At 43.4% G+C, this 25,909-nt stretch carries 14 protein-coding genes; 13 read left to right on the top strand and 1 reads right to left on the bottom strand.

The genetic code is table 11. The annotated features are described in order from the left end of the window. Window positions 1–98: 98 nt before the first annotated feature. On the bottom strand, window positions 99–1,154 hold the full coding sequence (locus AC438_RS07230) for a helix-turn-helix domain-containing protein (protein WP_162230704.1): 1,056 nt from the start codon (window positions 1,152–1,154) through the stop codon (window positions 99–101). Between the two features lie 389 nt (window positions 1,155–1,543). Between AC438_RS07230 and AC438_RS07225 the strand changes: the two genes are divergently transcribed. The 13 genes from AC438_RS07225 to AC438_RS07155 all read left to right on the top strand — a co-directional run bounded on the left by AC438_RS07225 (window position 1,544) and on the right by AC438_RS07155 (window position 25,771). After that, window positions 1,544–3,199: a glycoside hydrolase family 43 protein gene (locus tag AC438_RS07225; RefSeq protein WP_082354019.1), complete on the top strand. Its 1,656-nt coding sequence runs from the start codon at window positions 1,544–1,546 to the stop codon at window positions 3,197–3,199. A 495-nt stretch (window positions 3,200–3,694) separates the two neighbouring features. Next, window positions 3,695–6,322: an Ig-like domain-containing protein gene (locus AC438_RS07220; RefSeq protein WP_053980575.1), complete on the top strand. Its 2,628-nt coding sequence runs from the start codon at window positions 3,695–3,697 to the stop codon at window positions 6,320–6,322. 14 nt (window positions 6,323–6,336) lie between these two features. Continuing rightward, window positions 6,337–7,743 (top strand): DUF1501 domain-containing protein, encoded by a 1,407-nt coding sequence (locus AC438_RS07215; RefSeq protein WP_053980574.1) that lies wholly within the window; start codon window positions 6,337–6,339, stop codon window positions 7,741–7,743. Between the two features lie 362 nt (window positions 7,744–8,105). After that, complete coding sequence (locus AC438_RS07210) at window positions 8,106–10,475, top strand: DUF1592 domain-containing protein (RefSeq protein WP_162230703.1); 2,370 nt, start codon at window positions 8,106–8,108, stop codon at window positions 10,473–10,475. Between the two features lies 1 nt (window position 10,476). After that, the gene (locus tag AC438_RS07205; RefSeq protein WP_053980572.1) at window positions 10,477–11,871 is read left to right on the top strand and encodes a DUF1552 domain-containing protein; all 1,395 of its coding nucleotides are present in this window, start codon (window positions 10,477–10,479) and stop codon (window positions 11,869–11,871) included. A 495-nt stretch (window positions 11,872–12,366) separates the two neighbouring features. Next, window positions 12,367–12,594 carry a hypothetical protein gene (locus AC438_RS16945; RefSeq protein WP_162230702.1) on the top strand — a complete coding sequence of 76 codons (228 nt, stop codon included), beginning with the start codon at window positions 12,367–12,369 and terminating at the stop codon, window positions 12,592–12,594. Between the two features lie 2 nt (window positions 12,595–12,596). Next, entirely contained in the window at window positions 12,597–13,079 is a 483-nt protein-coding gene (locus AC438_RS07195) for a type II secretion system protein (RefSeq protein WP_053980570.1), read from the top strand. A gap of 720 nt (window positions 13,080–13,799) precedes the next feature. Next, window positions 13,800–15,611 (top strand): acyl-CoA dehydrogenase family protein, encoded by a 1,812-nt coding sequence (locus AC438_RS07185; RefSeq protein ID WP_053980568.1) that lies wholly within the window; start codon window positions 13,800–13,802, stop codon window positions 15,609–15,611. A 1,189-nt stretch (window positions 15,612–16,800) separates the two neighbouring features. Beyond that, the gene (locus AC438_RS07175) at window positions 16,801–19,347 is read left to right on the top strand and encodes a DUF1588 domain-containing protein (RefSeq protein ID WP_082354017.1); all 2,547 of its coding nucleotides are present in this window, start codon (window positions 16,801–16,803) and stop codon (window positions 19,345–19,347) included. An 11-nt stretch (window positions 19,348–19,358) separates the two neighbouring features. Beyond that, complete coding sequence (locus AC438_RS07170; RefSeq protein WP_053980565.1) at window positions 19,359–20,615, top strand: DUF1501 domain-containing protein; 1,257 nt, start codon at window positions 19,359–19,361, stop codon at window positions 20,613–20,615. A gap of 308 nt (window positions 20,616–20,923) precedes the next feature. Then, window positions 20,924–23,020 carry a TonB-dependent receptor plug domain-containing protein gene (locus tag AC438_RS07165; RefSeq protein ID WP_053980564.1) on the top strand — a complete coding sequence of 699 codons (2,097 nt, stop codon included), beginning with the start codon at window positions 20,924–20,926 and terminating at the stop codon, window positions 23,018–23,020. A 1-nt stretch (window position 23,021) separates the two neighbouring features. Continuing rightward, a complete protein-coding gene (locus AC438_RS07160; RefSeq protein ID WP_082354016.1) occupies window positions 23,022–23,696 on the top strand; it encodes a YfiR family protein in 675 nt (224 codons plus the stop codon). Beyond that, window positions 23,696–25,771 carry an EAL domain-containing protein gene (locus AC438_RS07155; RefSeq protein ID WP_053980562.1) on the top strand — a complete coding sequence of 692 codons (2,076 nt, stop codon included), beginning with the start codon at window positions 23,696–23,698 and terminating at the stop codon, window positions 25,769–25,771. Before AC438_RS07160 ends, AC438_RS07155 begins: the two co-directional genes overlap by 1 nt. Window positions 25,772–25,909 lie beyond the last annotated feature (138 nt).

Raw genomic sequence — 25,909 nt, 5'->3', positions numbered from 1 at the left:
ACGGCTTACGGTTGATCTTTGACCTTGCATCTTTCACTCTATGCGCTTTTCGGTTTGAGCTCTTAGGCTGCGCGTTATTTGCAGAATGTGACCACCGGTTACTGAATGCTATTTTGCTCTCGGTAGGCTTTGGGTGTGATGTGATAGGTTTTTTTAAATAGTCGGTTAAAGTAGTTGACACTTTTATAGCCCACTGCATATGCAATTTCGGTGATACTCGCTTTTTTTGTTTCGAGTAGACGAGCGGCCTCTTGCAGGCGAAGTTGGTTGAGGTAGGTTGAAAAGGTGAGTTCCGTTTCTTGCTTAAGAATATTATTGATCTTATCGCGATTAATGCCCAGTGTATTAACGAGCACTTCCATTGATAAGTCAGGATTTGTGTATTCATGAGCAAGAAAATGCAGGACGTCGTATTTTTCTTTATCTTGTCGAGACTCAAAGTTAACTGATTGTGGCTCGAGCTTAGATGGGGGATCTTGTTTGAGCTCGGCACGGAGTTTACGGGCTAATTGTTGGGTGTGCTGATGAATGAGCCATAAAATTAATCCCACCCAAAAAAGCGCAACAACCACTACACTTGCATAGCGATACAGGGTGTTTTGGCCAATAAGCGTGAACTCGCTAATTTTGACATTAGATATTTGCGCAGCAGGGCTTTGGTTGGAGGTCGTTACCGAAAAGCTCTTTAACTGACTCAGGTCGTAATGCTGGCTAGAGTAGGGTAAGCCCCGTTGCTCTAACCACCATTCGGGTGTTTTAAGGCGCTTTAAGTCAATAGTAACAGACTGCCATTGGTCGCGACAGGTTAAAAAGTGCGTAGAAATACGATAGCTTGAAGCATCTCCTAGGGTCGATATGCTCTTGTCATAGGCATGCGCAGCAAAGCTAAGGACATTATACGGCTGACATTTCACCGTGAGTTTGATACTCGAGTATTGGGAGGCATCAAATAGGGTGTTTTCTGCGTCATTCTCAGATTGACTGATTTGTAGTGTTACCATCGCAAAAGGAAAGGCGTTTTGGCCTTTATCTAAGCTAAAATCAAAATCGAGAGCGTAGCGGCTATCGCGTGCAGCAATATGCGTATTTCCGCCTTCATAGCCATCAGACGTAAAGATTGCCTGCCACGGCAGAGGGCTTTTTTCGGCTGGCAATAAAGGGGTCTCAATACGTGAAGCTATGAAAACTGTAACCACCAGCAAGGTAGATGCCACAATTGAAATGAGCAACAGACTTAGCAATCGAAAATTTAAAACTCTCACGCGTTGAAGTTCCTAAGAATTGACGGTATTAAACAGCCTAAAAAACTGCTAATTGTAAGTCATAATGGGGTCTTCAAGCAAAGTAGCTCATTGCTCACAGCTCTTAAAGTGTGCACTAGATAGGGTGAATGAGTATTTTATTTATGCTTGATGGTGCGACAATAACTTATCAGTATCCGAATTTTGTTAAGAGTGAGACGCCTTAATGGCATTTTATCGATAGGCTGATCGGCGCAGGTGAATCCATAATCATTCAATCACTAATTTGTAGGTCGATCATCATGTTTGCTTTTAATATTCAGGTTAAGCTGCCCTTTTATGCCAAAGCGCTATCGTTTTTGTTGCTTGGGCTATTTTTTGAGCTGTGCTCTTTGGTGCTTTCAGGTCGTGTATGGGCAACAGCACAAGAATCTTTTTCTAATCCCATTTTGTCTGGGTTTTACCCCGATCCGTCTATCGTACGTGTTAATGATACTTATTATATGGTGAACTCCACTTTTGAGTGGTTTCCCGGTATGCCTATTCATCGTAGTAAAGACCTTGTTAACTGGGAGCTTATTGGTCATGGCTTGCATCGCCAAGATCAGCTTAAATTGCAAGAAGGTTTAGGTGACTATAACGGTATTTATGCCGTGACTATTCGCCACCATCAAGGAGTCTTTTACTTGGTGACCACCTGTGTTCAGTGCACTAGAGGCGGTAACTTTTACGTGACCGCTAAAAAGCCAGAAGGGCCTTGGTCTGACCCTGTATGGCTCGACTCACCAGGCATTGACCCTTCTATTATGTGGGATGATGATGGCAAAGCGTATTATGTTGGGCATGGTAATTTAACAGGAAAAGAGGCTTGGGTAGACCAGCAAGGTGTCTGGCTGCAAGAGCTAGATACTCGTTTGGGTAAGTTAGTGGGCCCTCGCAAGCAGCTGACTTTTGGCCATGCCAATAACGCCAGTTGGACTGAAGGACCGCACCTTTATAAAATCAATGGCCAGTATTTATTATTAGTGGCGGAAGGGGGAACAGGATACTTTCATAGTGTTACCGCCCATCATAGTAAAAGTGTTTGGGGCCCTTATGTGGCCGATTATGTGAACCCCGTCTTAACTCACCGTCACTTAGGGCGTGACTACCCTATTCATTCAATAGGGCATGCCGATTTAGTACAAACTCAAAAAGGTGACTGGTGGGCGGTGATGCTGGGCAAGCGTTATGTAGAAGGCGCTACTTTACTTGCTCGTGAAACTTTCTTAACACCGGTTAAATTTGAGGGTGAGACCCCTATTTTTAACCCTGGTATTGGCCGGGTGACACTTACGCAAAAGCGCCCCAATCTGCCTTGGTCGCCGGTTAAAAAAACGCCTATCAGAGATGACTTTAATAGCCCTACATTGGCGCTGCAGTGGAATATGCTACGCACACCGCAAAGCCAGTGGTATTCCGTTGGTAACGGTAGTTTGGTATTGCAGCCACGTATACAAAATTTACGAGCGCTGACTAACCCGTCATTTATAGCCCGACGAATAGAAGATCACGTTTTTACAGCGACAACGCAACTCAATTTCAGTACGCTAAAGTCAGGCGAGCAAGCTGGTATAGCTATCTATCGCAATAGCCAAAGCCATTTTACTTTTATGAAAGAGGCCGATGCTTTGGTGGTTACACAGGTGCGCCAAGGTGTTGCAACACGTATTGCGCGTATTGCTTATACCCACGATACCGTGGTGTTAAGTGCGCAAGCGCGTGGGCGTAAATTACAGTTTTTGTTCGGCGCAAACGAAGCCGATTTAAAGCCGATTGGTCGGGAGCTGGATATGGCGGTTATTTCTTTTGAAGAGGCTTTTGGCTTTAACGGTCCTTATGTGGGAATGTATGCCACTAGCGAGCAAAAGGCCGCCTCTCAAGCACGCTTTGCGTGGTTTGACTATAAAAGTCTATAGCCTCTCACCATGAGTAACATGATTAATGTTACTCATGTCACCAAATATAGTTTATTCGGTGTACAAAATAAAAATCAATGGAAAAACTACATTCTGACACTGCTCAGTAAAAGTGCTTAAAAATAGCGCAAATGTCAATAATATGGCACTGCTTGAGGTGTTTTTCGGGACTTGATTTGTCCCATAATCCGCATTGGTGTGTCTATATCATTTCTTTTGCTGCGGATTGTGATACGTATCGCGCGTATCAATTCTTTTGGGTGCATGATTGAGACGCTACTTTTTAGTATCAGCGCACCCTAGATTTTGTTTTGACGTTAAATGTATGAAGCTCGTCAATTTGAATGCTAATGACCCCAGCCTTAAGGGAGCTGCTTTATGTACCAGTCCTCCAGTAGGGCTGGTACATAAAGCAGCAAAACAAACACATGTTGTATTGATATAGTACGCAAAACTTGGGTGCGATTTTTATAGTGACGATCATGAGGTTGAAAAATGATTCTCAAACATATCCCCCACTTATGCCAGCTTGCTTTGATAATGGCTGGCTTAAGTGCTTGTTCAGGCTCCCCTAGCGACGACTCTAGTTCGACGGGTATTCATAGTTCGGCGAGGTCTAGTTCGCAGACTGCGGTCTCTTCGGTGGCAGCAAGTTCATCTCCGGCGAGCGTATCACCTGTTAGTATTTCGAGTATTACGGGGGTTGCGCCGGGGGCGGTTTTAGCACCTGATACCTCACTAGTTGTGGCGGTAACTACGACCAACGATGCTAATGTGCGCCATATTGAACTGTTTCTAAATAACACATTAGTGCGCAAAGAAGGCATAGCTCCTTATGATTGGAATAATACATCGATTAAGCAAAGCGATGCGCTATTACAATCTTTGGTGCCTGGCGCTTATACCTTGCGCGCGGTATTAACCTCTAAAAGCGGGACTAAAACAACCAAGCAAGTGCGTTTTAGCGTTGCGCAAGCCAGTACTGAGCCCACGCCCGACTTAGCTACCCGCGCGCAAAAGATTTTTGACGCAGGCTGCGCTAGCTCAAGCTGCCACGATGCAACGCCTGGCGGCGCACGCGTTGATTTGGTGACCGGCACCCTAGATGACTTTGCCAAACGCTTAGTCGGCCAGCCCTCGGGGGGCAGCAAATGTAGTGATGAGCTTATTATTGACCCTGTCAACCCGGCTAATTCCTTGTTTTTAAAAATTACCGATGCCGGTGCTGGTGATCAATGTATGGCCAAAATGCCCTTTGGCAAGGCAGGTGTAACGCCAGCAGAGCATGCAGTACTGATTGAATGGGTGAACGAGCTAGTCAATATAGCTCCGCCGATAATAAATACGCCTGATAAAGTTTTGCGCATTGAGCCTGTGACCCTGAATAAAACACAAGGTTACTCGGTGGCGCATTATGCCAAAAAAATTCTAACTGGCAGCCCCTTAACGAATGGCGAATACAAGCGTATTACTGATAATGGTGACTTTAATGTGGCCGAATACGAAGCCTTATTAAAGCAGTGGATAAAAACCGATAAATTTGACTATAAAATCCGTCAATTTTTGCGCCTTGCACTCCAGCAAAACGCCTCACCTTTAACCAATACCGATTATTGGGAGCAACTGGGCGGTTTAGGTTACGCACCAAAAGCCCCCGTAAGTACATCACGCACTCAAAAGGCGCTGCATGAAATGATGGTGCAAACGGCATTGCGTATTATTAATGGTAATCAAGATTTTCGCACGATTGTTACAACCCGTGACTGGGAAGTGAGCACTATTGTATTGGCTGCGCTGGGCCGGGCCGACCAGCAACACCTGAGCGAAAACAGCGAGCAACATCGCCTACGTAATATGCCTGGCGTGATTGATAGTGATTACGACGATTGGCGAACAATTACTTTAAAACAAGGGACATCGCCCGGACAATACGAAAAAACCGAAGACTATATTGAGTCAATGCGGGCTCTGAAAGATGGCGATAGTTATGAATTATTAGCGCCTAGGGTTGGGTTTTTTACCACGCCGGCTTTTATTTTTAATTGGGAAACTAACCCCTCTAACGAGTTTCGCCTAACGCTCAATCAAACATTGATCAGTGCATTAGGGCTGAGCTTTGAAGCCGGCGATACTACCAAGCGCAACCACAGCGAAGGTATTATTGCCGACCATGCAGTACCGGGTACCGATTGCCACGCCTGTCACACCCAGATGGACCCTATGCGCAATGTGTTTTTACAGTATTACCACTCTGAAAACACGCGAGCACTGAAGCGTAGAGGCACTCAGCGCCCTGATTTTTCACTTCATGGCTTAACCCGTGAGGTTAAGGATATGGATGAGTTTGCTCAAGCTTTGGCTGACCATCCTAATTTTGCTTTCGCATGGGCCAGTAAAATGTGCCAATGGGTGACCTCGGTTGATTGTGATAAAAAATACCCCGACGACGTGAAAGACATTGCCGAAAAATTCAAAGCTTCGGGCTTTAAGTTTAAAACTCTTTTACTCGAAACGTTTAAATCGCCCTTAGTCATCAATGGTATTACTGACAATACCGAGATGCTAGTGAGCATTGCACGACAAGACCATTTCTGTACGCACCTTGATAGTGGCTTAAATGATATTGCCAAAAAGCGTGGTCGTACCAACGACAAAGTATTTTGCGATAAGAGCGTTCACTACCGTACAGCGCAAACTGACCTTATCCCTAACGATGAATATACGCGTGGCAAAATTTCATTATTGCAGCCATCGCAAATCGATCCGTTTTATGTAAAGTCAGTCGAGTACCTATGCTCAGATCGTGACTATTGGTTTATTGGCAATAAAAATAATGTGCCCTTTCATCGGGACAAAACCGAGCAAATGCTTGACGATATGACCCAGGTTGTTTTGGGGATACCTAGCGCGCATGAACACTATGGCGTTGCTCGCCAATCGCTGGCTCGCACTTATGCTGTGCTGCGTAAATCGCCCAAGTGCGCTAACCCCAATAAAGTGAATATTAAAAATAATGCCACACCCAGTTGCGGCTATGGCTTAGACGCACAAAAAGCGGTAGAAACGCTTTGGAAAATGACCTGTAGCGCCCCATCCACCATCAGTGTTGGCCTAGGCTTTTAGGCGGAGAATAAACTATGAAAAAATCACAAAATAAGCCGTTTTTAAGTGCCCGCCGTGACTTTCTCAAGCACAGTAGTTTAGGGGCTTTAAGCCTATCAACCTGCGCCAGTGTTATTGGGGTGCCGGCGAGTTTTTTGGCTGCCGGTACAGTCAGTGCTGCCACCAATGCCAAATTTACTATTTTGTCGCAATCACTACAGGGTGAGCCGATTAATTGCAGCGGTCCCATGAGCTTTGCCAGTGCGGGTAATCAAGCGGCAAGCCTTATTGATCATCCTAAATCATCGGAGCTGGGCACCAGTGCACGCGGTACAGTTAATGGTACTAGTTACTCAGGCAAAGACTTAGAAGAGCCGGTTGAGCTGACTATTGGTGGCAAGAAAGTATTAGCCGCACGTCCTTGGCAGGAGCTACCACAAGCATTTTTAAATAATCTATGTGGCGTTTGGTATCGTACGGGTGCGAATGCCCACCCCGAAATGCCATCGGTAAAGGGTTTAAAAGGTGCGCTACGCGATGACCTTAACCCTAATCGCGGCGAAGAGCTTGGCTCAGCCATTGCCTGGGATACCGCCGAAGCTCTGGGCACTTCGTTAAAAACGCCTTTGGTATTATCTAAAAATGGCATGGCGGGGTTCTCTAAGGGTAACCCGCTGACTATCTATAAACCTTCACAGGTAAAAAGTTTGTTTGCCGCCACTGCCGGTAGTCACCTAGATCCTGCTGATTACGACAATCTATACAGTCAAATGATTGACCAAGTATATGCCAACGTAAAGCAACATGGCACGCAAAAGCAGCGCGCTTTTTTAGATAATCATGCACTCACACGCACACAAGCACAAACGATTGGCGACAAGCTAGGTACAGCATTAGATGCTATTGATGGTGATGATACCGTTAACCAGCTGCGTACAGCCATTGCCTTTATCAAGCTGCGTTTAACGCCTGTGGTGTGTGTATCGCACGACTTTGCCGGCGATAATCACAGCGATAAGATGTTAGCCGACGAAGCTAGTCGTACATTAAAGGGCATCGATAGCATGGTGCAGTACTGGAAAATGCTCAATGCGGCGGGTTTAACCGATGATATCAACTGGGTAACGCTCGATTGCTTTGGCCGCACGCCGACGCGTAATAAAGAGGGGGGGCGTGACCATTTTAGTAATTTAACCTTGAGCTTTATGCACGGTAGCGGTATCAAAAGCGGCATGATAGGCGGTCTTGAAGTCAATAAAAAAAATCAACCCGAAGCTACTGGTATTCATTCTAGAAATGGCTCTAAAAATAATCCTGATATTGATGCAGAAAGCACCTTGGCAGCCTATGGTAAGACTGTGATTGCTGCCGCTGGTGTTGATGAAGAAAAAACCAATATACGCGTGCCTTCAGGTAAAGTAATTACGGCAGCATTGGTTTAATGGCTAGCAGTCTTATATGTTAGGACATTGTTTTTATTTTTGCATTTTTAAAAATTCTCATCAGTTTTACTGATGAGAATTTTTTTTGAATAAATTATAAATATTAAGATATTTTTAATTTTTAATTTTTTTGTAAGCTCTATGGGTTCATAATTTTTTTAACGATAAAATTTTATGTTTTTTTGGGTTGTATGGCGTGTTGGCGCCATACATAAAGCGGGGTAAGTAATGTGCATTTTTATTTAATGATAGGTCGGGTCGCTATCTTTTTTTTGGCGGGCTTTCTTTTGGGAGCTTGCACCTCTGAGTCAAATACGTCTGCTTCTCAGTCATCTGATTTTTCGCAAACTTCATCAGCGCCCATGAGTCTGCCCGTTGATGTAACAAAGGGGGCTGCCCTTTATAAAAATCAATGCAGCAGTTGTCATGATGACGGCAATAGTATTGCGACTAAACCGGATTTTGGGGCACAGAATGATATAGATATTATTGATCGCTATGGTCAATTTTCTTGTGAGTATCTTAGCGACTGCGCCTCGCAGTCGAGCTTATCTGATTACATTCACACGGCGATGCCTTGGGGAGCGGTCAATAACTGTGATAAGAGCTGCGCGAGCGATATTGCGGCTTATATTATTAACCTGCAGCAAACAAGCGTGCCAAACTTAGGGCCAGGTGATGATGATGAAGACGGCGTTGATAACCCCAGCGACTTGTGTCCACTCAAACCTGGGCCTGCTCGTAATAATGGTTGTCCCGTGCCAACCAATGCGCCAGACCCTGATAGGGGAGATCAAATTGCAGGCCTCGATGTTTATACAGCACAATGCTCAACATGCCATGGCAGTCATGGCGGCGGTACTAATATTGGCCCCTCACTGATACAGGGCGAGTGTAAAGTGTGCGGTGATTTTGGTGATTTAGTGGATATTATTGAAATTAGTATGCCAACCCCCGGTGCTTGTATCGATGATTGCGCGATTAATGTTGCTACCTATGTTCAAAGCGCTTTTACCGCATCGATTCAGGCCACCAACTGCGCAGCAGAAGCGCCCAGCCCCGGTATATTTCCTCTTCGTCGGCTTAATAAACGTGAATATACCAATACCATCGTTGACTTGTTTGGTGTTGATAAATCATTAATGAATCGTATTCCTGCTGAGCAAAACTCTGGCTTTGATAATGATGCTGGTGTCTTAGGTGTTAACTCTAGCCTTGTCGATTCTTTTATTGATGCATCAGAGGTCGTAGCAGCAGCTTTTGTTAGTACATTGAGTGCCACCCCTATCGTTTCCTCTGGTGATCAGTGCAATACCACAAGTCAGTGTCGAACAACTTATGGTGCAAGTGCAACAGATTGTGTTGATAGCTTATCAAATCAAAGTTATTGCCAATGTGGTACTGATCGCTGCGATGCCGGAGCAAGCCCAAGCCCAAGCACCAGTAATCGCTTATTAAGTTGTGCGGCTCTAAATGATCAATGTGCTTTTGATTTTATTAAAAATGCTGGCCAAAAAATTTACCGACGGCCATTAAGTACGCAAGAAAATAAGCAATTACGTGCTTTATATACCGAAGGTAAAAGTATTGATTTTGCAGCAGGTATTCAATTAGTTGTAGAGGCAATGTTACAGTCACCTTCTTTTTTATATCGTGCAGAATTTGGTACCGGATCACTGAGTAGTGGCGTGACTCCATTGACAAGTTGGGAAATTGCTACTCGCTTATCGTATATGTTTTGGGCGACAACACCTGACGATAAATTATTGAAATTGGCTGCGGAAGATAAATTACGTGATAAAAAAGTGATAGCCGAGCAAGCGCAAAGGCTATTAAGTGATAATAAAGCTAAAAAAGTACTGCGATTATTTTTTCGCAATTTAATTCAGCAGACTAAAATATTGGCCGCACCAGCTGACCCTGCTATTTATCCACATATGACTGCACAAGCGCCACAATTATATTTAAAAGAACTTGATGCATTTGTTGACCATATATTATGGCAAAAAGAGGCTAGCTGGGACGAATTTTTGTCTGCCGATTACACCTTTGTCAATAACGCTTTAGCAGAGGTCTATGGCTTTACGCCGCCAGGGAGTGATGATTTTGTACAAGTGTCTGAGCAAGGTCGACACTTTGGTTTATTTAGCTTGGGGGCTGTAGTCGCGAGCCGAGCGCATGAGAGTGAAACTGCCCCCGTTTTACGTGGCGCCTTTATTTTACAAAGTTTTATGTGTGTCAGTATCGAAGTTCCTGCTGATGATTCGGGTGTTGAGATAAAACCGCCCATTCCAGATCCTAATAGCACTACGCGCGAGCGTTGGATACAAGCAACAAAAGGGAAAGACTGTGAAGGTTGCCATCGCACACTAAACCCAGCAGGGTTTGCTTTTGAAAACTTTGATCCTACTGGCCGTTGGCGTGAGAAGGATAAAAATTTACCCGTTGATGCGAGCGTTGATTTACCGGGTACCGATATTAGCGGTATGTATGCAGGGCCTGCAGGGCTTGTCAATGCACTCGTTGAAAGTGAGCAAGCGGCTCAATGTGCCGTTCAACTATGGGCTCAATATAGTTATGGGCATGAAATGCATGCAAATACCGGTGGTGCTGATGAATGTAGTATGCAGAGTGCTTACAATACTTTTATAGGTAAAAATAAAAGTGTGAAAGAGCTGCTCATTGCGCTTACACAAACAGATGCATTTTTATATCGAACCGAGGTTAAATAATATGAAAAAGCTTTTAGATCGACGTGATTTTATTAAAGCGAGCGGCCTTTCATTGGGTTTGCCTTGGTTGGAGTATTTTGCAGGTCAGCAAGCACTTGCGGCTGATGCAGGGTTAACATCGCAGGGTGTGCCTAAGCGTTTATTTATTGTTTTTAATGGTTTGGGCACTATCCCTAACGAATGGTGCGATATTAATAGCAACGGTACAGCCGTTTTTAAGAAAATATTAAAACCCCTTGAAAAACACCGCGAGCGAATGACGATTATTCGAGGCCTTACGCATGCAGCTAATGGCGGTACACATGAAGCTGTTGAACTGGCTGCATTGACCGGGCAGCCTTATGTCGGAGATCGTAAAACGACGAAATTTGCTGCTGGTATTAGCATTGATCAGCATATTGCCAATGTGATTGGCGCGAATACAGTGCGAAAAAGTATTTCTTTATCAATACAAGGTAAAAATCAATACAATCCGCTCAGTCATTTTGGGCATAGCCAACCCAACTTTCCGATTAAAAATCCTTACACGGCCTTTGATCAAATCTTATCGAATATAGGCAAGCCTAATGGCTCGATGATGACACGTGAAGATCAGTTGCAAAAAAAGCGTGAGCAAGTATTAAAGCATACTCATGAGCGTTATAAAGAGCTTTTTGCACGTTTAGGGCAAGATGATAAATTAAGGTTAGAAGCTCACCTAGAGAGTCTGAATAGCCTGATTAAGACCTTAGATTTACAGCAACAAGTCGATCAGGGGGGTAGCCATTGTGCAGTCTCTAAGCCTAGTAAAAGCAAGCATAGCTTATTACCCGAGAGCGATGCGAGTAGTAAATTTCTTACGGAAGAGTATCGCTATGGCGTTGCTGATCTCGATCGCAACCAAGATATTATCAAAGCTTATATGGATATAGGAGCGCAAGCTTTCAGTTGTGATGTTTCGCGTGTTGTGACTCTTGATCAGGGACACTTTCATCGCCATGGTAGCGCAAGTCATAAAGTAGATGTCAATAACCGAAGTGTTGCAACGGCGGAGTATGATGAGGTTTTAAATGCGGGCGTACGCTGCGCTCAGAATATTAACTATCTTGTTGATCAATTGGTCAGTACTCCAGACGGCCAAGGTGGTAATTTAATGGATAGCTCACTGATTTATTGGATGCAATCACATCAAGATGGGAAAAATCATACCTTAAATAATTGCACGGATGTGCTGATTGGTAATGCTGGCGGTATGTTTAATACCAATAGGTTGATTAGTATTAACCCTAAAGATAATCGCCGTCATACAGAGCTACTCACCTCTATTGCTAATTGTTTTGGATTACCAGATAGTGGGTTTGGTAAAATCGATTGGCGCGGTGAAGGCCGTATTCATGAGCTTGGTATTCGCGTTTAGCCTATTATTTAATGAGGTCGTAACCAATCTCAAGTACATCTTGAGATTGGTTTTTTGTTTTCTACGTTGCCAGTTATTTAGGCGTAAGCTTTACATCATCTTATAGGGCACCCGTCAAGAGTGGCGAGTGACTCACTCAATGACTTAATTTAACGCTGTTTTAGGGAGTATTTAAGTGCTCAGAAGTGAGTAATATATTTCAATATACGATAGCCGTTAATGCATTGTGGAAGGCTAAAATCCATATTTTGTGTGCGATTATCGTGTATTGAGATATTTGCTGTAAGTGAGGGGCGCCAAGATGTTGTCGCAATAAATAGAGCGGGTACTTATAACCTTTTAAAGAGCTGATAATTGACGCACAGAATCCCCTCCGAAGTATCGATATTATTGAAACTCGATACGATGTGGGTATGGCAGCTCTTTTTAAGTGACAGCTCTATTGAATAGTGTCTGCTTATCATAAAGACTTCGTAGCTATTCAGAGGTACCGAATTGGGCACTGAAGAAGTATTGTCTGGACTGCTCAGGCCATCCATGGACGCTACAGAAGCGCTCTGGGCATTGACATGCCCAGAAAATAATCCATCAGCATCCTATCAGGTAAGTTTTTCAGCTTGGCTGAATAGTTACAATACTTCTTTTATTAAGGGCTCACCTCCATCACTTTTAACCCTTTTTAACTATTGCCTCAATGGTTCTGCTTTTATGGCTTGGTTTTGATTATGCGTACTTTTGGATCTCTTTTTACACGGCGTCAGGCGGGCATGGCTATGGTGGAAGTGATTGCTAGCGTCACCTTGGCCGGCTCTGCGGCTGCTGTCATTATGACTCAGCAGCAAGGAGCACAAGAGCTGGCGGCGCGTACGCAGGCCAACCTAAGTGCTGCAGCACTGAGTAGTGCGGTTAAACTGCAGCAGGCTAAATGGGCCGTAGGAGGAGCCGATTATAGCCCTCTACGCTTTAGTAAAACTGGGGTTGTGATGGGGCTAGATACTAACTCGGCCGCCAGTTTGCAAGACTGTCAAGCGTTATGGCAGCATTTAATAGTACAGCCGCCGAGCATAGCAGGTGCCCGGCACTATTGGCGTGCGGCACCAGAGTCTAAAACAGGTTCTGTGCGTTGCCAGTTCTCGTATCATCATAATAAGTTGCCAGCGGTTACAGTATTTTATAATACCAAGACTGGCGGTGTGAGCTTTGACTAGCCTAGCTGCTGGCTAATAATGTCTATATCTCTGTGTTGTAGATGAGCTCAGCACATGCAAGGTTCGCTGCTGCACGACTGATTATTTACACGGTTGATTATTTACGCGGTCGATTGCTTGCATAATTAATATCCATTCGGTTGTTTTTTGAACGGTTTTAGGGGGTGGTGATGCCTTTCTAGGAGTGGTATTTTCAAGAGATTGCCATCTCAAAAGGCTGCACTCGCGTGGTGGGTGTAAAATTTGAGTGTTCAATGTTGGCTTGAGCGGTGAGTTGATGGTTTGAGTGCTGTTAGCGTAATCAGTCAAATTATAGCTTGTGTAAATATCGCTTAGCCTTTGTGGTTTAGTGCGCCATTGTTTTATGTAGCCTACCGGGTTTTGGCTTGCCATTGTACCTATTGGCTTGCAGTGACGTACACTTGATTGATAGATGTTATGTAACTATTCGGCCAAACTGACAAATCTCACCTTATCGGGTGCTGATGGGCTATGTTCTGGGTATCTATGCTGGGCTTTTCAGGGAAGACAAGCGTTAGGCTTTGCACCTGCACTGGGATAGGCAAGATTAGATTTTGCAGGAGCACACAGTCGAGGAGCACAAAGTCGCCGATGGTTTGAACGGCCCAGTGAATGATTCATGAGTGCTCAATTTCGGTACCTCTGAATAGTTACGATGTTATTAGTGTTAATAAATAGACTCACTCATGCGAGGGCATTATGGCCGATTACCAAGCACCGACTTTAGATCTTCAGTTTTTATTGAAGCATATTATTCATGCGCAAGAGTTATGGCCGCAGTTAGGCCTAACCGATGCCGATCCAGATACCGCCAAGGCGATACTCGAAGAAGCCGCTAAGCTGTGCGAGCAGGTGATTGCACCGATCAATCGCGAAGGCGACGAGGTTGGCAGTAAGCTGGTTGACGGTAAAGTGATAGTACCTGAGGGCTTTAATGAAGCTTACAGTGCCTATTGTGAGGGTGGCTGGGGTGCGTTAGGCGGTGACCCAGCCTACGAAGGTATGGGCATGCCCAAAAGTTTAGTGGCCTGTGTTGAGGAAATGCTGCAAGGCGCCAACATGGCTTTTGGCCTTGCGCCGATGTTAACCGCAGGCGCGTGCTTGGCGTTAAATGCGCACGGTAGTGAAGCACTAAAACAGCTGTATTTACCTAAAATGTATAGTGGTGAATGGGCTGGAGCTATGGACTTAACCGAGCCCCACGCTGGAACCGACTTAGGCTTAATTCGCACAAAGGCTGTTCCCGAAGAAGGAAGTGCTAATGCGGATGGGGTTCAAAGCTATAAAGTGAGCGGCACCAAGATCTTTATTACTTGGGGTGAGCACGATATGGCCGAGAATATTATTCACTTGGTACTGGCCAAGTTGCCTGATGCACCCGCGGGTTCTAGAGGGATATCGTTATTTTTAGTGCCTAAATTTATCCCCAATAGCGATGGCAGTATAGGCGAGCGCAACAGTTTTAGTTGTGGCGCATTAGAGAAAAAAATGGGTATCAAAGCATCGGCAACCTGCGTGATGAATTTTGATGGCGCTAAGGGTTGGTTGGTTGGTGAGCCCAATAAAGGCTTGGCTGCAATGTTTACCATGATGAACTACGAGCGCTTAACCGTAGGTATTCAGGGGGTTGCGGCAGCAGAGGCTAGCTACCAGGCTGCGCGTGATTATGCTAAAGATCGGGTGCAAAGCCGTAGCGTGACGGGTGTTAAGCAGCCCGAACTCGAAGCCGATCCCATTATCGTGCACCCCGATGTACGGCGTATGCTATTGCATATGCGTGCCTTCAATGAAGCTGGCCGTGCTTTCTATTTATATGTGGCTAAGTATCTGGATGTGGCCAAATACAGCAAAGACGATAGCGCGAAAGCTGAAGCCGAAGGCCGCGTTGCTTTGTTAACTCCCGTGGCTAAAGCCTTTATGAGTGATATGGCCTTGAGCGCAGCAATCGAAGGGCAGCAAGTGCTTGGCGGCCACGGATTTATTCGTGAATGGGGGCAAGAGCAGTATGTGCGTGATATTCGCATTACCCAAATTTATGAGGGTACTAATGGTATTCAAGCGCTAGATTTATTAGGCCGTAAAGTGGTTGGCAATAAAAGTGCTTGGCTGAAGGCCTTTATGGGTGAAGTTATTCTATTTGCCAAGGGCGAGTTAAATGATGAGCTTAAAGCCTTGGGTAAGCTATTAGTTGAGCAAGCAGAGTTAGTGATTACTGTTGCCGACGAGTTAAGCCTTCGCGCGGCTAAAAATCCAGAGGTGATCGGCGATAGTGCAACTGACTTTTTGCACTTGCTAGGGTTGGTCTCTTATGCTTATTTATGGCTGAAAATGGCTCAAGCTTCTACCACGATAAGCGGTAGTGATGAAGAGTTTGGAGCCGACTATCTGCAAGCTAAGCGCCATGTGTGTACTTACTACTTTAATCGCGAACTCCCCAAGGCAAACTTTTTGGTTAAGCGCATTCAAGCGCAAACGCCTGACCTAATGGCTATGAATGCTGAGCTGTTTTAGTGTTCACTTTTAGTATTAAGCGTTAGTTTTATATTAGGCAATACATACTGCCTCGAGTATGTATTGTCGTTGACCTACTGAATTACTTGTTTAGTCCTTTGGATGTATCTCCTTCCTCTTAGCCTCCCTTGGGTTGTCGCTGCTTTACTTTAATTACGCGCTTTTAACACCCGCGAGAGGTTTTTTTAAAGGTTGCCACTGAGGTTAGCTCGTGCACTTGGGTGTGCAAGTTTAACGAATTTTTATTTAACTCATTGACTTAAGCTAAGATGCGCATCTTGCTCCAAGGCCAGATACTGAATGTGCGCGTCTCAGAGTGATGCGTTTAAATACCGACAAATAAGTAAAAACTTTTTAATCCGCTGGCCGCGTTTTTATCTCATAAAGTCATTACTACTATTAAATAACCGGTCGCTATTTAGCCAAGCGCATTTTACAGGGTGCTGGTGGATTTCCCCCAAAACATTGACGCCGAGCCCTGTAGAGAAGGTAAGAGTTAGGCTGTGTAAGAACGCGAACTCGAGCGCCCCAATTAATCAATCACTGGCGCACAATTTCGGTATCTTTAATTCGGTACCTCTAATAAATAGTTGCAAATAATATTTAATAGCGCTTATTTCATTGGACTCAGGTTATACATAAGGCCTTTTGATACCTTTCCGCCATCTCTACCGTTTGCAGGTCATCAGGTATTATTCTGTATTTTATGTTGGTTAAGAGTATTTAATATTAGGTTGATTTTATATTGTGTATTTTCATATGCCGCAATTACATGTATTTAAACTTTAATAGGGCTTACATATGCATATTAAGTGTTAAAAAAGCACAAAAAAAAGCATCATATTGAATATTATAAAGCTATCCTTCGTAAGGGTTGATTGAAAATCATACAATTTATGGGATTTAATTTATGCGATATAAAATTATATTTAAAGTGTCAACAATAAAGTCAAAAAAACAATAAGTTAAATATTTAATTGCATCATATTTTCTAGCATGATGTCTTGTCCCAGATTAAAGCTTATTCAGCTTGAATGTGCCATAAGGTCTAGATCTGAAGCTTTTGGGAATCTGCCTATTGAATTAATATTTCCCAATTTATTGTGGCGGTATTAATTCACAAACATGGGCTGATTTTTCTGACATAGTGCGCTCACAACTTATTAGCGACTCGGATTTTGAGGTGCATATGATTCATACAATACGAAAACCCTTTACACCCTCTTGGGTTAAGTCAATACAACGATTGAGTTGTATTGCCTTAACCTCGGTTTTATTGGCCGCCTGTGCCGGAGAAGATACTGTTTCTAGTAGCTCTGTGCCTACAGACCCTATTAGTAGTATTGCCTCGTCGGTGCCAGCTTCATCAGTTCCGGCTCCGGCCTCATCGACCCCTGCTCCAGTGAGTAGTGCAGTACAGTCTTCTTCGGTGACTATGGTTCCGCCACCTAATACGAATACTGGCCAGTGTAGTAATCGCGCTGAGTGCCGGGTTACTTGGCCACAAGCAACTGGCTGCCGCGATAAAGGCACTGAAAACAGCCTTTGTATTTGTTCTGGCGCACGCTGTGATGCACCAACCCCTCCGAGTTCGGCAAGTTCAGTGAGCAGCGTTGCGGCAAGTGTACCTGCCAGCAGTTCTAGTGTGAGCAGCCAGGCAGCCTCATCGGTGGGTGGCGGTTTGTCTGAGCAAGCACAGCGCGGTAAAGATTTTTATGCTGCGCAATGTGTTTTGTGTCACGGTCCATCGGGCGATGGTGGCGGAGCAGGACAAACCTCTTTCTTAGCGTCTATTACCGTTGGCACCATGGTTAGCAAAACAGCCATTAGTATGCCTTTGCAAGACGCTACCCTTTGTAACCTAAACTGCGCTAAAGATATCAAAGCATGGTTGGTGGGTCTGCACGGTATTGATACTGGCGATAGCTCTAGTGATGCCGCTAGCAGTGCACCAGCTCAGAGTTTTCAAATTCGACGCAGTAAAGCCGAAGATGTTTATCGTCGCGCCTCTATTTTGTTTGGTCAAGGGGTACCGAGTGTTGCCGATTTAGAAGACGTGAAGGGTGCTAACTATGGTGAATTAAAAGCCAAGCTTAAAGGTTTGATGACAGGTAATGGCTTTAGAGAATTTATTAAAACCGGTGCCAATGATCAGCTATTAATGCGCGGTATTCTTGGGGTTGATTACCGTTTTTGGTTTTTGAACTACTACCCTAAATTTAGGGAGTTAGTTGAGGCTGAGGCTAATCGCTTTATTTATGATAGTGCTTTAGTTAGTGAGCTTCGCGAAGAGCCTTTAGAGCTTATTCATCATGTTGTTAAGAATAATCTGCCATACACCGAAATTCTAACGGCTGACTACACGATGGTATCTCATGAGATGTCACGTTTGTATAATTACCCAACACCGGTTGCCAAAGGCCGATGGGTTAAGGGGCAAAATACAGGCCAGCATGTCTCTACGGCTAATGGCTTGCCTTCTAAAGACTGGAATAATTCACGCTTACTCGATTTTCCGCATGTTGGTATCCTGTCATCGATCGCCTATCTTAATAAGTATCCTTCTACGGCGACTAACCGTAACCGTGCCCGTTCACGTTGGACAATGTACCACTTCTTAGGTTATGACATTGAAGCCTCGGCACCGCGCGTCAATATAGACGATGCCGATGACTCCGAGAACCCTACATTAAATAACCCTGCGTGTACTATTTGCCACATTACGATGGATCCTATCGCGGCTGGCTTTCAGGATTTTAACGATAAAGGTTTATACCGTACAGGTAATAGAGCGCTTGACTCACTTAGCCGAGATTATAAAAAGACCGATCTCTATGAAAACGGTCAAACCTGGTATGCCGACGTATTGCCTGCAGGCTTTAATGGCGAGGATACCCCGCAAGGCGAAGAACCTTTGCGTTGGTTAGCTGAAAAATTAGTTGCGGACCCTCGCTTTGGTCCTGCTGTAGTCAAATTTTGGTGGCCAGCTATTTTTGGTGAAAAGTTGTATGCAACCAAGTCAGATGAAGAGCTTGTTAAACAACAAGAATTTGTTGTTGACGTTGCGAAGAAATTTAAAAATAGCAATTGGAACCTGAAAGATTTACTCGCTAACTTACTGATGTCTGACTGGTATCGGGCAAATAATTTAGCAGGTTCCGGTGATAATACTGAGGCACCACTAACTTACTCGGGTAACCGCTTGCTAACGCCTGAAGAAATGGTCATTAAGCAAAAATCACTGTTTGATAATGCAGGGTTATACGATGCTAATCATAGCGGTGCCTTCGGTGGCATTGATTCGGTTAATATTGAATCGCGTGACCGCAATATGAACGTTGTGAAAATGAATGTTGTTAAAGCCAACTCATACCGTGAAAGCTGCTCTATTGCCTTTAAGGATTTTGATAAACCTAAAGCTACGCGTAGCTTATTCCCGTTAGTCGAGCTATCTGATGAAGCAGAACCTAAGATTAGGGCGCAATTAGTGTACTTACATGAGCGCTTATTAAATGAGCGTCATGGGCCTAATGCGAAAGCGATTAACGAGGCTTATGCATTGTTTACAAAACTTAAAGAAAATGCTGAGGCGCGTGGTAACACACGGTTAATTGGTAACGATTACCTGTGTGCAGGAGAACGCAATAAAAATAACTTTGATACGAAGTTTACATTTGCTGCTTGGAAAGGCGTGCTTGTAGCCTTGTCATCCGACTACCAGTTTATTACTGAATAGGAGCCTATATCATGAACAGACGCGATTTATTAAAATTAAGTGGTATAGCTTTAGCTTCCGCAGCTCCTACAACACGACTTTGGGCGGCACCTACAGACTACCAAGGGCAATTCTTGATTCAGATGCAAGTCCGAGGTGCTTGGGATGTCGCTAGCTATTGTGATCCTAAGTTGAATAAAAATGGTAAAATTATTAATAATTGGGCTAAAACCAAGGGCATAGAAACAGCGGGTAATATTGCTTATGCGCCTTTTGCCAATAATGCTGATCTATTTGAAAAGCATCATGACAAAATGCTTGTTATTAACGGTGTAAACAGCTACACCAATGGTCATAATGCGGGCCAGCAATATAACTTTACCGGCTCTACACAAGCGGGTTATCCAAACTTATCGGCTTCTTTTGCTGCAACATTGCAAGCTGACTTCCCTATGCCTTTATTGGTTAACGGAGGCACCTTCTCGAGTGGTGATGTGATTGTGCCTACGCGCTTAGGTCGCGACATTGAGACCTTTAATACATTGTTAGAGCCTAATGTTTCGGGCACTAAACAGTATTTACCTGACGAGGATATTAGAGCGATTGATAACTTCCGTACAAAGCGTGCGCGCGATAACCTGGACAAGGCTAGTATTGCAGCAGATAAGCGTTTTTTAGAAGACTTCTTAATTGCAAATAAAAGTTTCCCTAACTTTGCTGAATTCAAGCGTGTGCTCAAAAGTGTTGATACTACCGGCTTTGATATGCGCGAAAATCTCAACCAGCAAATGCTTTATGCTCTAGTGGGCTTTAAGTCGGGTACATCGGTGTCCGCTGATACAGTCATTAATGCTTTTGATACCCATAGTGATCACGATAACTTACATGCAGGCCGCTTAACCAAGGCAAACAATGCCATTATATTTGCTTGGGAAGTTGCTAAACAGTTGGGTATCACAGATCGTTTAAATATGTTTATTGCTTCTGATTTTGCTCGTACCCCTTGGTATAACGATGGCGGTGGTAAAGACCATTGGCCCATTGGTAGTGCAATTGTTATGAAGTCAGGCGTTAGCTGGACTGATCGTGTCGTGGGTAAAACAGATGACGGCCTAAAAGCCTATAAATTGAACCCTAATAACTTGAGACGTGATGATGCTAATGGTGTGATTTTGGAATCAAAACATGTTATGGCGTTTGGTCGTCGGCTCATGGGGATTGAAAATGATCCATTGATGCGCAATTTCGATTTGCGTACCGACGGCGTTGATTTTAAATTTGACTATTAAATGCAGTTGATCATTAAGCTGTGGGGGTTGGCTAGAAATTAGCTAAGTACTTTGCCTTAACGATCAACGTCTGGTCGTCAACTTAAACGGCTCGATTTTTCTTCCATCTCAACAATAAGTAAGCCCTTGGCATAGTGTATATGCTAAGGGCTTTTTTGTTTCTTGCAGCTAAACATTCAGTCAGGACTCAGGGCCGTTATCTGCTTTTTGTTATATTTATCATTATATTGAGCTTAACGCTTGCATCACCTGTCTAACGCTGGCTAAACGCGCTATACCTAAAGGGATTCATTCAAAAGGTTTGTGTTATGGCTATGTGGCAACAGGTGCGATTACGGTGTCAATTGAGCTTAATCGTACTATTTTTTACTGTTGTATCTCTACCAGAGCTTTGGGCGCAAGAGCAATCGATGAGCGCTGATGACCTTATTGATTTGCCTTTAGAGGCTCTAATGCAAATGGATACGACAGTCGTGAGCGCCTCTAAGCGCGACGAAACATTAAAAAACTCACCTGCAGCTATTTATGTCATTGGTAAAGAAGACTTACGCCGAGCTGCCATTAGCAATATTCCTGATGCATTGCGTATGGTGCCAGGTATGCAGGTGGCTAAAGTGTCGTCCAATGAATGGGCTGTTAGTGCTCGGGGCCTTGGTGGACGTTATGCGCGTTATTTATTAGTGCTTATTGATGGCCGTAGCATTTATACCTCGCTATTTAGTGGTGTTAATTGGGATGAGCAAAATATTAGTTTAGAAGATATTGAGCGTATTGAGGTTGTGCGCGGCCCCGGCGGAAGCTTATGGGGAGCCAATGCAGTGAACGGTATCGTCAATATTATCACTCGCAAACCAGAAGCTCTGGCCGGTATTCAATTGCGAGCAACAGTGGGAGACGGTGAAGAAAAAAGTTCCGTATATGGCCGCGTTGATTTTGCTACGCAAGCCAATAGCGAGGCGTTTGTTTCGCTGTATACGCAGAAAAATGGCGCCTTAGTTGCAGTAAACCCTAATTTGAAGGGGCATGATTGGCAAAGCTCGCGATTAAATTCCGGTTGGCAGTTTCAGCAGGCGCAAAATACACTGAATATCAGTGCTGGTTTTTTTGAGGTTCAATCGACAACGCCCTGGGCAAAGCAGCTACTAGAGCCGCCTTGGGTCAAACCGCTATACAGTCATGAAGATAAAAAAGGTTTTTATGGTTCATTGAGGTGGCAGCACCAAACACGCTATGGGCAATGGTATTTGCTGATCAACAGTGACGATACTCAGCGTGACGCAACAGCTTATCATTGGAGTACTCGCAATTATGATGCCGAGTGGCAGTGGACAGGGGGGCTAGGGCAAAGACAGATGTTAACCGCAGGCCTTTATAGTCGCTACACCGAAAGTGATTTTAGCGTGCCTGCCGATGGCTCGGGAATTGATATTTTACTGCGACCCGAAAAACAATCGAGTAAAACTCACAGTATCTATTTTCAAGATACCCTTACATTGAGCCCTACTGTATCGGCATCTTTGGGGTTGCGTCTCGACGATCACTCGTTAAGTCATTCTAGTGTGCAACCGTCACTGCGTATTATGTGGCAAACCCATAAAAGTCAGCGCTTTTGGGGGGCTATGTCTAAAGCGAATAGTACGCCGTCTCGTATATTAAATAGTCAAAGCGCATTAAGCTTTGCCACATTACCCCCTGATGCGATTGCTCAGCCCCCTGCGTCTTTTTTACCTGTGCGCTTGTCGCTGAGCAATCGCGACAGTAATGAGGTCGATGTTAAATTATTGTCTTTTGAGTTAGGGTATCGCTATTCGGCTTCTGAGGTGTTTAGCTTAGATGCTGTATTTTTTGAGCACCGCTATGAAAATATACTAGGCGTTGAAGGTACCGGTGACCCTGAATTTAGGATGAGTTATAGTGGGCAAGGCTATTTACACATTCCAATTTATGCTAATGCTCAAGGCGTTAGAGAAAATCAAGGTTTCGAATTAGCTTTAGCGTATCAGCCTTGTGATCAATGGTTTTTACAATATAGCGCTACAATATTAGATGTAGAGCAGGGGTTTGAGCAAAGCGATGATAGTCTTGGCTTTAATTTAGCTGAGACGGTGCCCCAGCAGCAGCACATACTACGCTCTTTATGGCGTGTTAATAAGCAACTCGATCTCGATACCATCGTTCGCTACGTCGGTGCTTTAGAAAAAACCAATATTCCAAGTTACGCAAGCGCCGATATCAAGCTCGCCTACACTATCAATACACAACTCAGTATTTCATTGAATGCACGTAATTTATTCAATAGCGATAAACAGTATATCGAATCAGAGCGTGAAATATTTAATGCAGGTGCTTTTACGGTTGAGCCCTATGCTTATTTAAAAATAGAGTGGGATTTAACACGTGATTAAGATGTGGCACTGTATTTTTATTGTTATAGGGATATTTTTAAGAGATGTCAGTACAGCATCAATGGATCTTATATTAAGTGCTGCATCCAGCCCCGTGCTTAACCCTGTATCAAGCTTGCCACTCAAATCTTTATCAGGCCCCATGATAGGCTCAGGGCAAGCTGTAAAGACTCTGTCTTCAAAGACAACGAATGCTCAGCAGTCGTCTTATAAAAATGAAAAAGTTAATGCCTTAATCGCGGCATATATTTATTACTTTACTAAATTTGTACACTGGCCTGATAATTCAAAAATTAAAAAAATTTGTGTTGTAGGAGGAAGTAATTATTTACTAGATGAATTTAAAAAAATCGCTAAAAAGTCATCAAGTCATATTTACCTTAATCATTTAAGTTATGTTGTATTTTCTCAATCGGCACCAGAGTATAAGGTTGTAGAGAGCTGTCATTTGTTGTACATCACTGAAAATTATCAAGGTGATTTTTTACTTGATCCGCCAAAAAACTTTAATGGATTGCTGGTCGTTGATGAATTCATGAAAAACAAGCATGCCGTGATTAGGCTTGTTATGAACGGTAAAAAATTAAGCTTTGAAATTAGTCGAAGTAATGCCCAGAAAAAACAACTCTATGTGAGTGCAAAGCTATTGGGGTTAGCTAAGGCGGTCATTGATTAATGTTCCATTTTAAAAAAATACGAACACGTATGCTGGTTGTTATTATGGCTGGCGCTAGCTTAGGTTTATTAGTATTGGCTTTCGCCTTTATGTTGTATATTATCAACTTGTTGCAGCATAAGCGTGAAAGCCAGTTAAACGCTGAGTTAGGTGTTTTGGCAATTAATATTGCTGCCAGTGTTATGTTTGAAGACGAAATCACAACGCGTGAACTGCTTCAAGGGTTGGCGGTTGACGATGAAGTGATGTATGTCGAAGTTACTAAAAAAACAGATAACCCTAAAAATGTATTTCGTGTTGTTGAATTTTTTAACCCTCAGTTGCAGCGCAGGTATCATGTTCGCTCTTCCAAAGAAACGATTGCTGAATCTACACTTGATAGCTTTAAGCATTCGGTAGAGGTTGATGGTGAGGTTATCGGTTTACTCACAGCCTATGTCGGTGATAAACAACTAAAAGATCAAATTTTTTCTACCTTTGTATTCACGATTGGTGCGTTAATATCGGTTTTTATTTTAGTTGTTTTTTTGGGGGTTCGCTTACAAAAATCTATAACTTACCCAATAGAGCAGCTCAATTCAACCTCTAAAAAAGTAACAGAGCAAGGAGATTACGCACTGCGCGCTGATGCTAATGGTGAAGATGAATTAGCTGATTTGGCGCGCGCCTTTAATCGAATGCTCGATCAAATAGAGCAACGTGATATTATGCTCGAAAAAACAGTAAAGCAGCGTACAATTGAATTAGAACGCTTAGCTGATGAGTTTAGGTATCGTGCATTTCATGATTCACTAACTGGTTTACCTAATCGAGCATTATTAACTGAACAGTTTCCTATCTTCTCTGCGCATGCACGCCGATCTTCTACATTGTTTGCTGTATTTTTGATTGATCTTGATAATTTTAAAAATATCAATGATACACTAGGTCATGATGTTGGTGATCAGTTACTAAAGACTGTGGCGGAGCGATTAAGTTACACTTTGCGCAGTGAAGATCTTGTGTGCCGATTGGGTGGCGATGAGTTTTTAATTTTAGTTGAAGATTTACATGTTCCTAGTGACGCGCAAGCTATTGCCGATAAATTATTTAAAATAATGAATCAATCAATTGTGATTGATTCTAAGCGCTTAGATATCACGATGAGTTTAGGGGCAGCCCTTTATCCTAAACATGGCTATGACTTAACCTCGTTAAAACGCGCTGCCGATATTGCTATGTATGCCTCTAAAGAAGCAGGTAAAAATCAGTATAAAGTATTTGAATCGGCAATGGAGATAACAGCCAAACAGCGCTTAATTGTTCAAAATGATCTGCGTAGTGCGCTCGTGAATGGGGATATGCAGCTGTATTATCAACCTCAGGTTTATGCCGATAATGCATTGATGTATGGATGTGAAGTGTTGGTGCGTTGGCGTCATCATAAATATGGGTTACTATTTCCTGATGTTTTTATTCCTCATGCTGAAGATTCAGGTTTAGTGCAGTTTATTGATTATTACGTTTTAGAAATGGCCTGTAAGCAAGCTAAATTATGGCTTGATGAAGGACGTCCACTCATTGTTTCTATTAACTTATCGGGGTTGCATTTTAGAAATACAAAAATTATTGAGAAGATTATACATGCTTTAGAAGAAAATAAACTACCTGCAGAATACTTGTGTGTAGAGTTAACAGAGGCGGTATTGATTTCGGATACCGAAGTGGCTACAAAAATTGTAAAGGAATTAAAAACTCTAGGTTTGAAAATTAGCCTAGATGATTTTGGTGTGGGTTATTCATCACTTAATTACTTGCGTACTTTCCCTTTTGATACCGTTAAACTTGACAAGTCATTTATTGCAAGCATTTTAACAAACCCCCAAGATCAGCGATTAACCGAAGGGATTATTACGCTAGCGTCAAGTTTGGACTTGAGCGTGGTGGCTGAAGGTGTTGAGAATCAGGAGCAAATGAATTATTTAAGTACGATTGGCTGTAACCGTATGCAAGGTTATTACTTTTTACCACCGCGTAGCCTAGGGGAGTTTGAGCGTTGGTGGGATAGGCATATTTTAAGGCATTCTATAGGCTAGTAATACGGCGACTTTATACTCGGTAAGAGCGCAATGCTGTACCGATCAACCATGAAAAAATTTATGTAATATATGCGTATGACAGTGATGTAGATTATTACAGCTATACTTGGGTTAACTCATCTTGGGTTAACTCAT

This window comes from Marinagarivorans algicola, from assembly GCF_001292705.1.
In the GTDB taxonomy this organism is placed as follows: Bacteria; Pseudomonadota; Gammaproteobacteria; order Pseudomonadales; family Cellvibrionaceae; genus Marinagarivorans; species Marinagarivorans algicola.
The sequence above is the reverse complement of the archived record's forward strand: the minus strand, read 5'-3'. Positions and strand labels throughout refer to the sequence as shown.

What these genes read in the sequence shown, in the direction of transcription:
- AC438_RS07170 (WP_053980565.1), top strand. Translation starts at nt 19,359, where the DNA reads ATGAACAGACGCGATTTATTAAAATTAAGTGGTATAGCTTTAGCTTCC.
- AC438_RS07160 (WP_082354016.1), top strand. Translation starts at nt 23,022, where the DNA reads ATGTGGCACTGTATTTTTATTGTTATAGGGATATTTTTAAGAGATGTC.
- AC438_RS07155 (WP_053980562.1), top strand. Translation starts at nt 23,696, where the DNA reads ATGTTCCATTTTAAAAAAATACGAACACGTATGCTGGTTGTTATTATG.
- AC438_RS07215 (WP_053980574.1), top strand. Translation starts at nt 6,337, where the DNA reads ATGAAAAAATCACAAAATAAGCCGTTTTTAAGTGCCCGCCGTGACTTT.
- AC438_RS07195 (WP_053980570.1), top strand. Translation starts at nt 12,597, where the DNA reads ATGCGTACTTTTGGATCTCTTTTTACACGGCGTCAGGCGGGCATGGCT.
- AC438_RS07210 (WP_162230703.1), top strand. Translation starts at nt 8,106, where the DNA reads ATGAGTCTGCCCGTTGATGTAACAAAGGGGGCTGCCCTTTATAAAAAT.
- AC438_RS07175 (WP_082354017.1), top strand. Translation starts at nt 16,801, where the DNA reads ATGATTCATACAATACGAAAACCCTTTACACCCTCTTGGGTTAAGTCA.
- AC438_RS07185 (WP_053980568.1), top strand. Translation starts at nt 13,800, where the DNA reads ATGGCCGATTACCAAGCACCGACTTTAGATCTTCAGTTTTTATTGAAG.
- AC438_RS07220 (WP_053980575.1), top strand. Translation starts at nt 3,695, where the DNA reads ATGATTCTCAAACATATCCCCCACTTATGCCAGCTTGCTTTGATAATG.
- AC438_RS07225 (WP_082354019.1), top strand. Translation starts at nt 1,544, where the DNA reads ATGTTTGCTTTTAATATTCAGGTTAAGCTGCCCTTTTATGCCAAAGCG.
- AC438_RS07205 (WP_053980572.1), top strand. Translation starts at nt 10,477, where the DNA reads ATGAAAAAGCTTTTAGATCGACGTGATTTTATTAAAGCGAGCGGCCTT.
- AC438_RS07165 (WP_053980564.1), top strand. Translation starts at nt 20,924, where the DNA reads ATGGCTATGTGGCAACAGGTGCGATTACGGTGTCAATTGAGCTTAATC.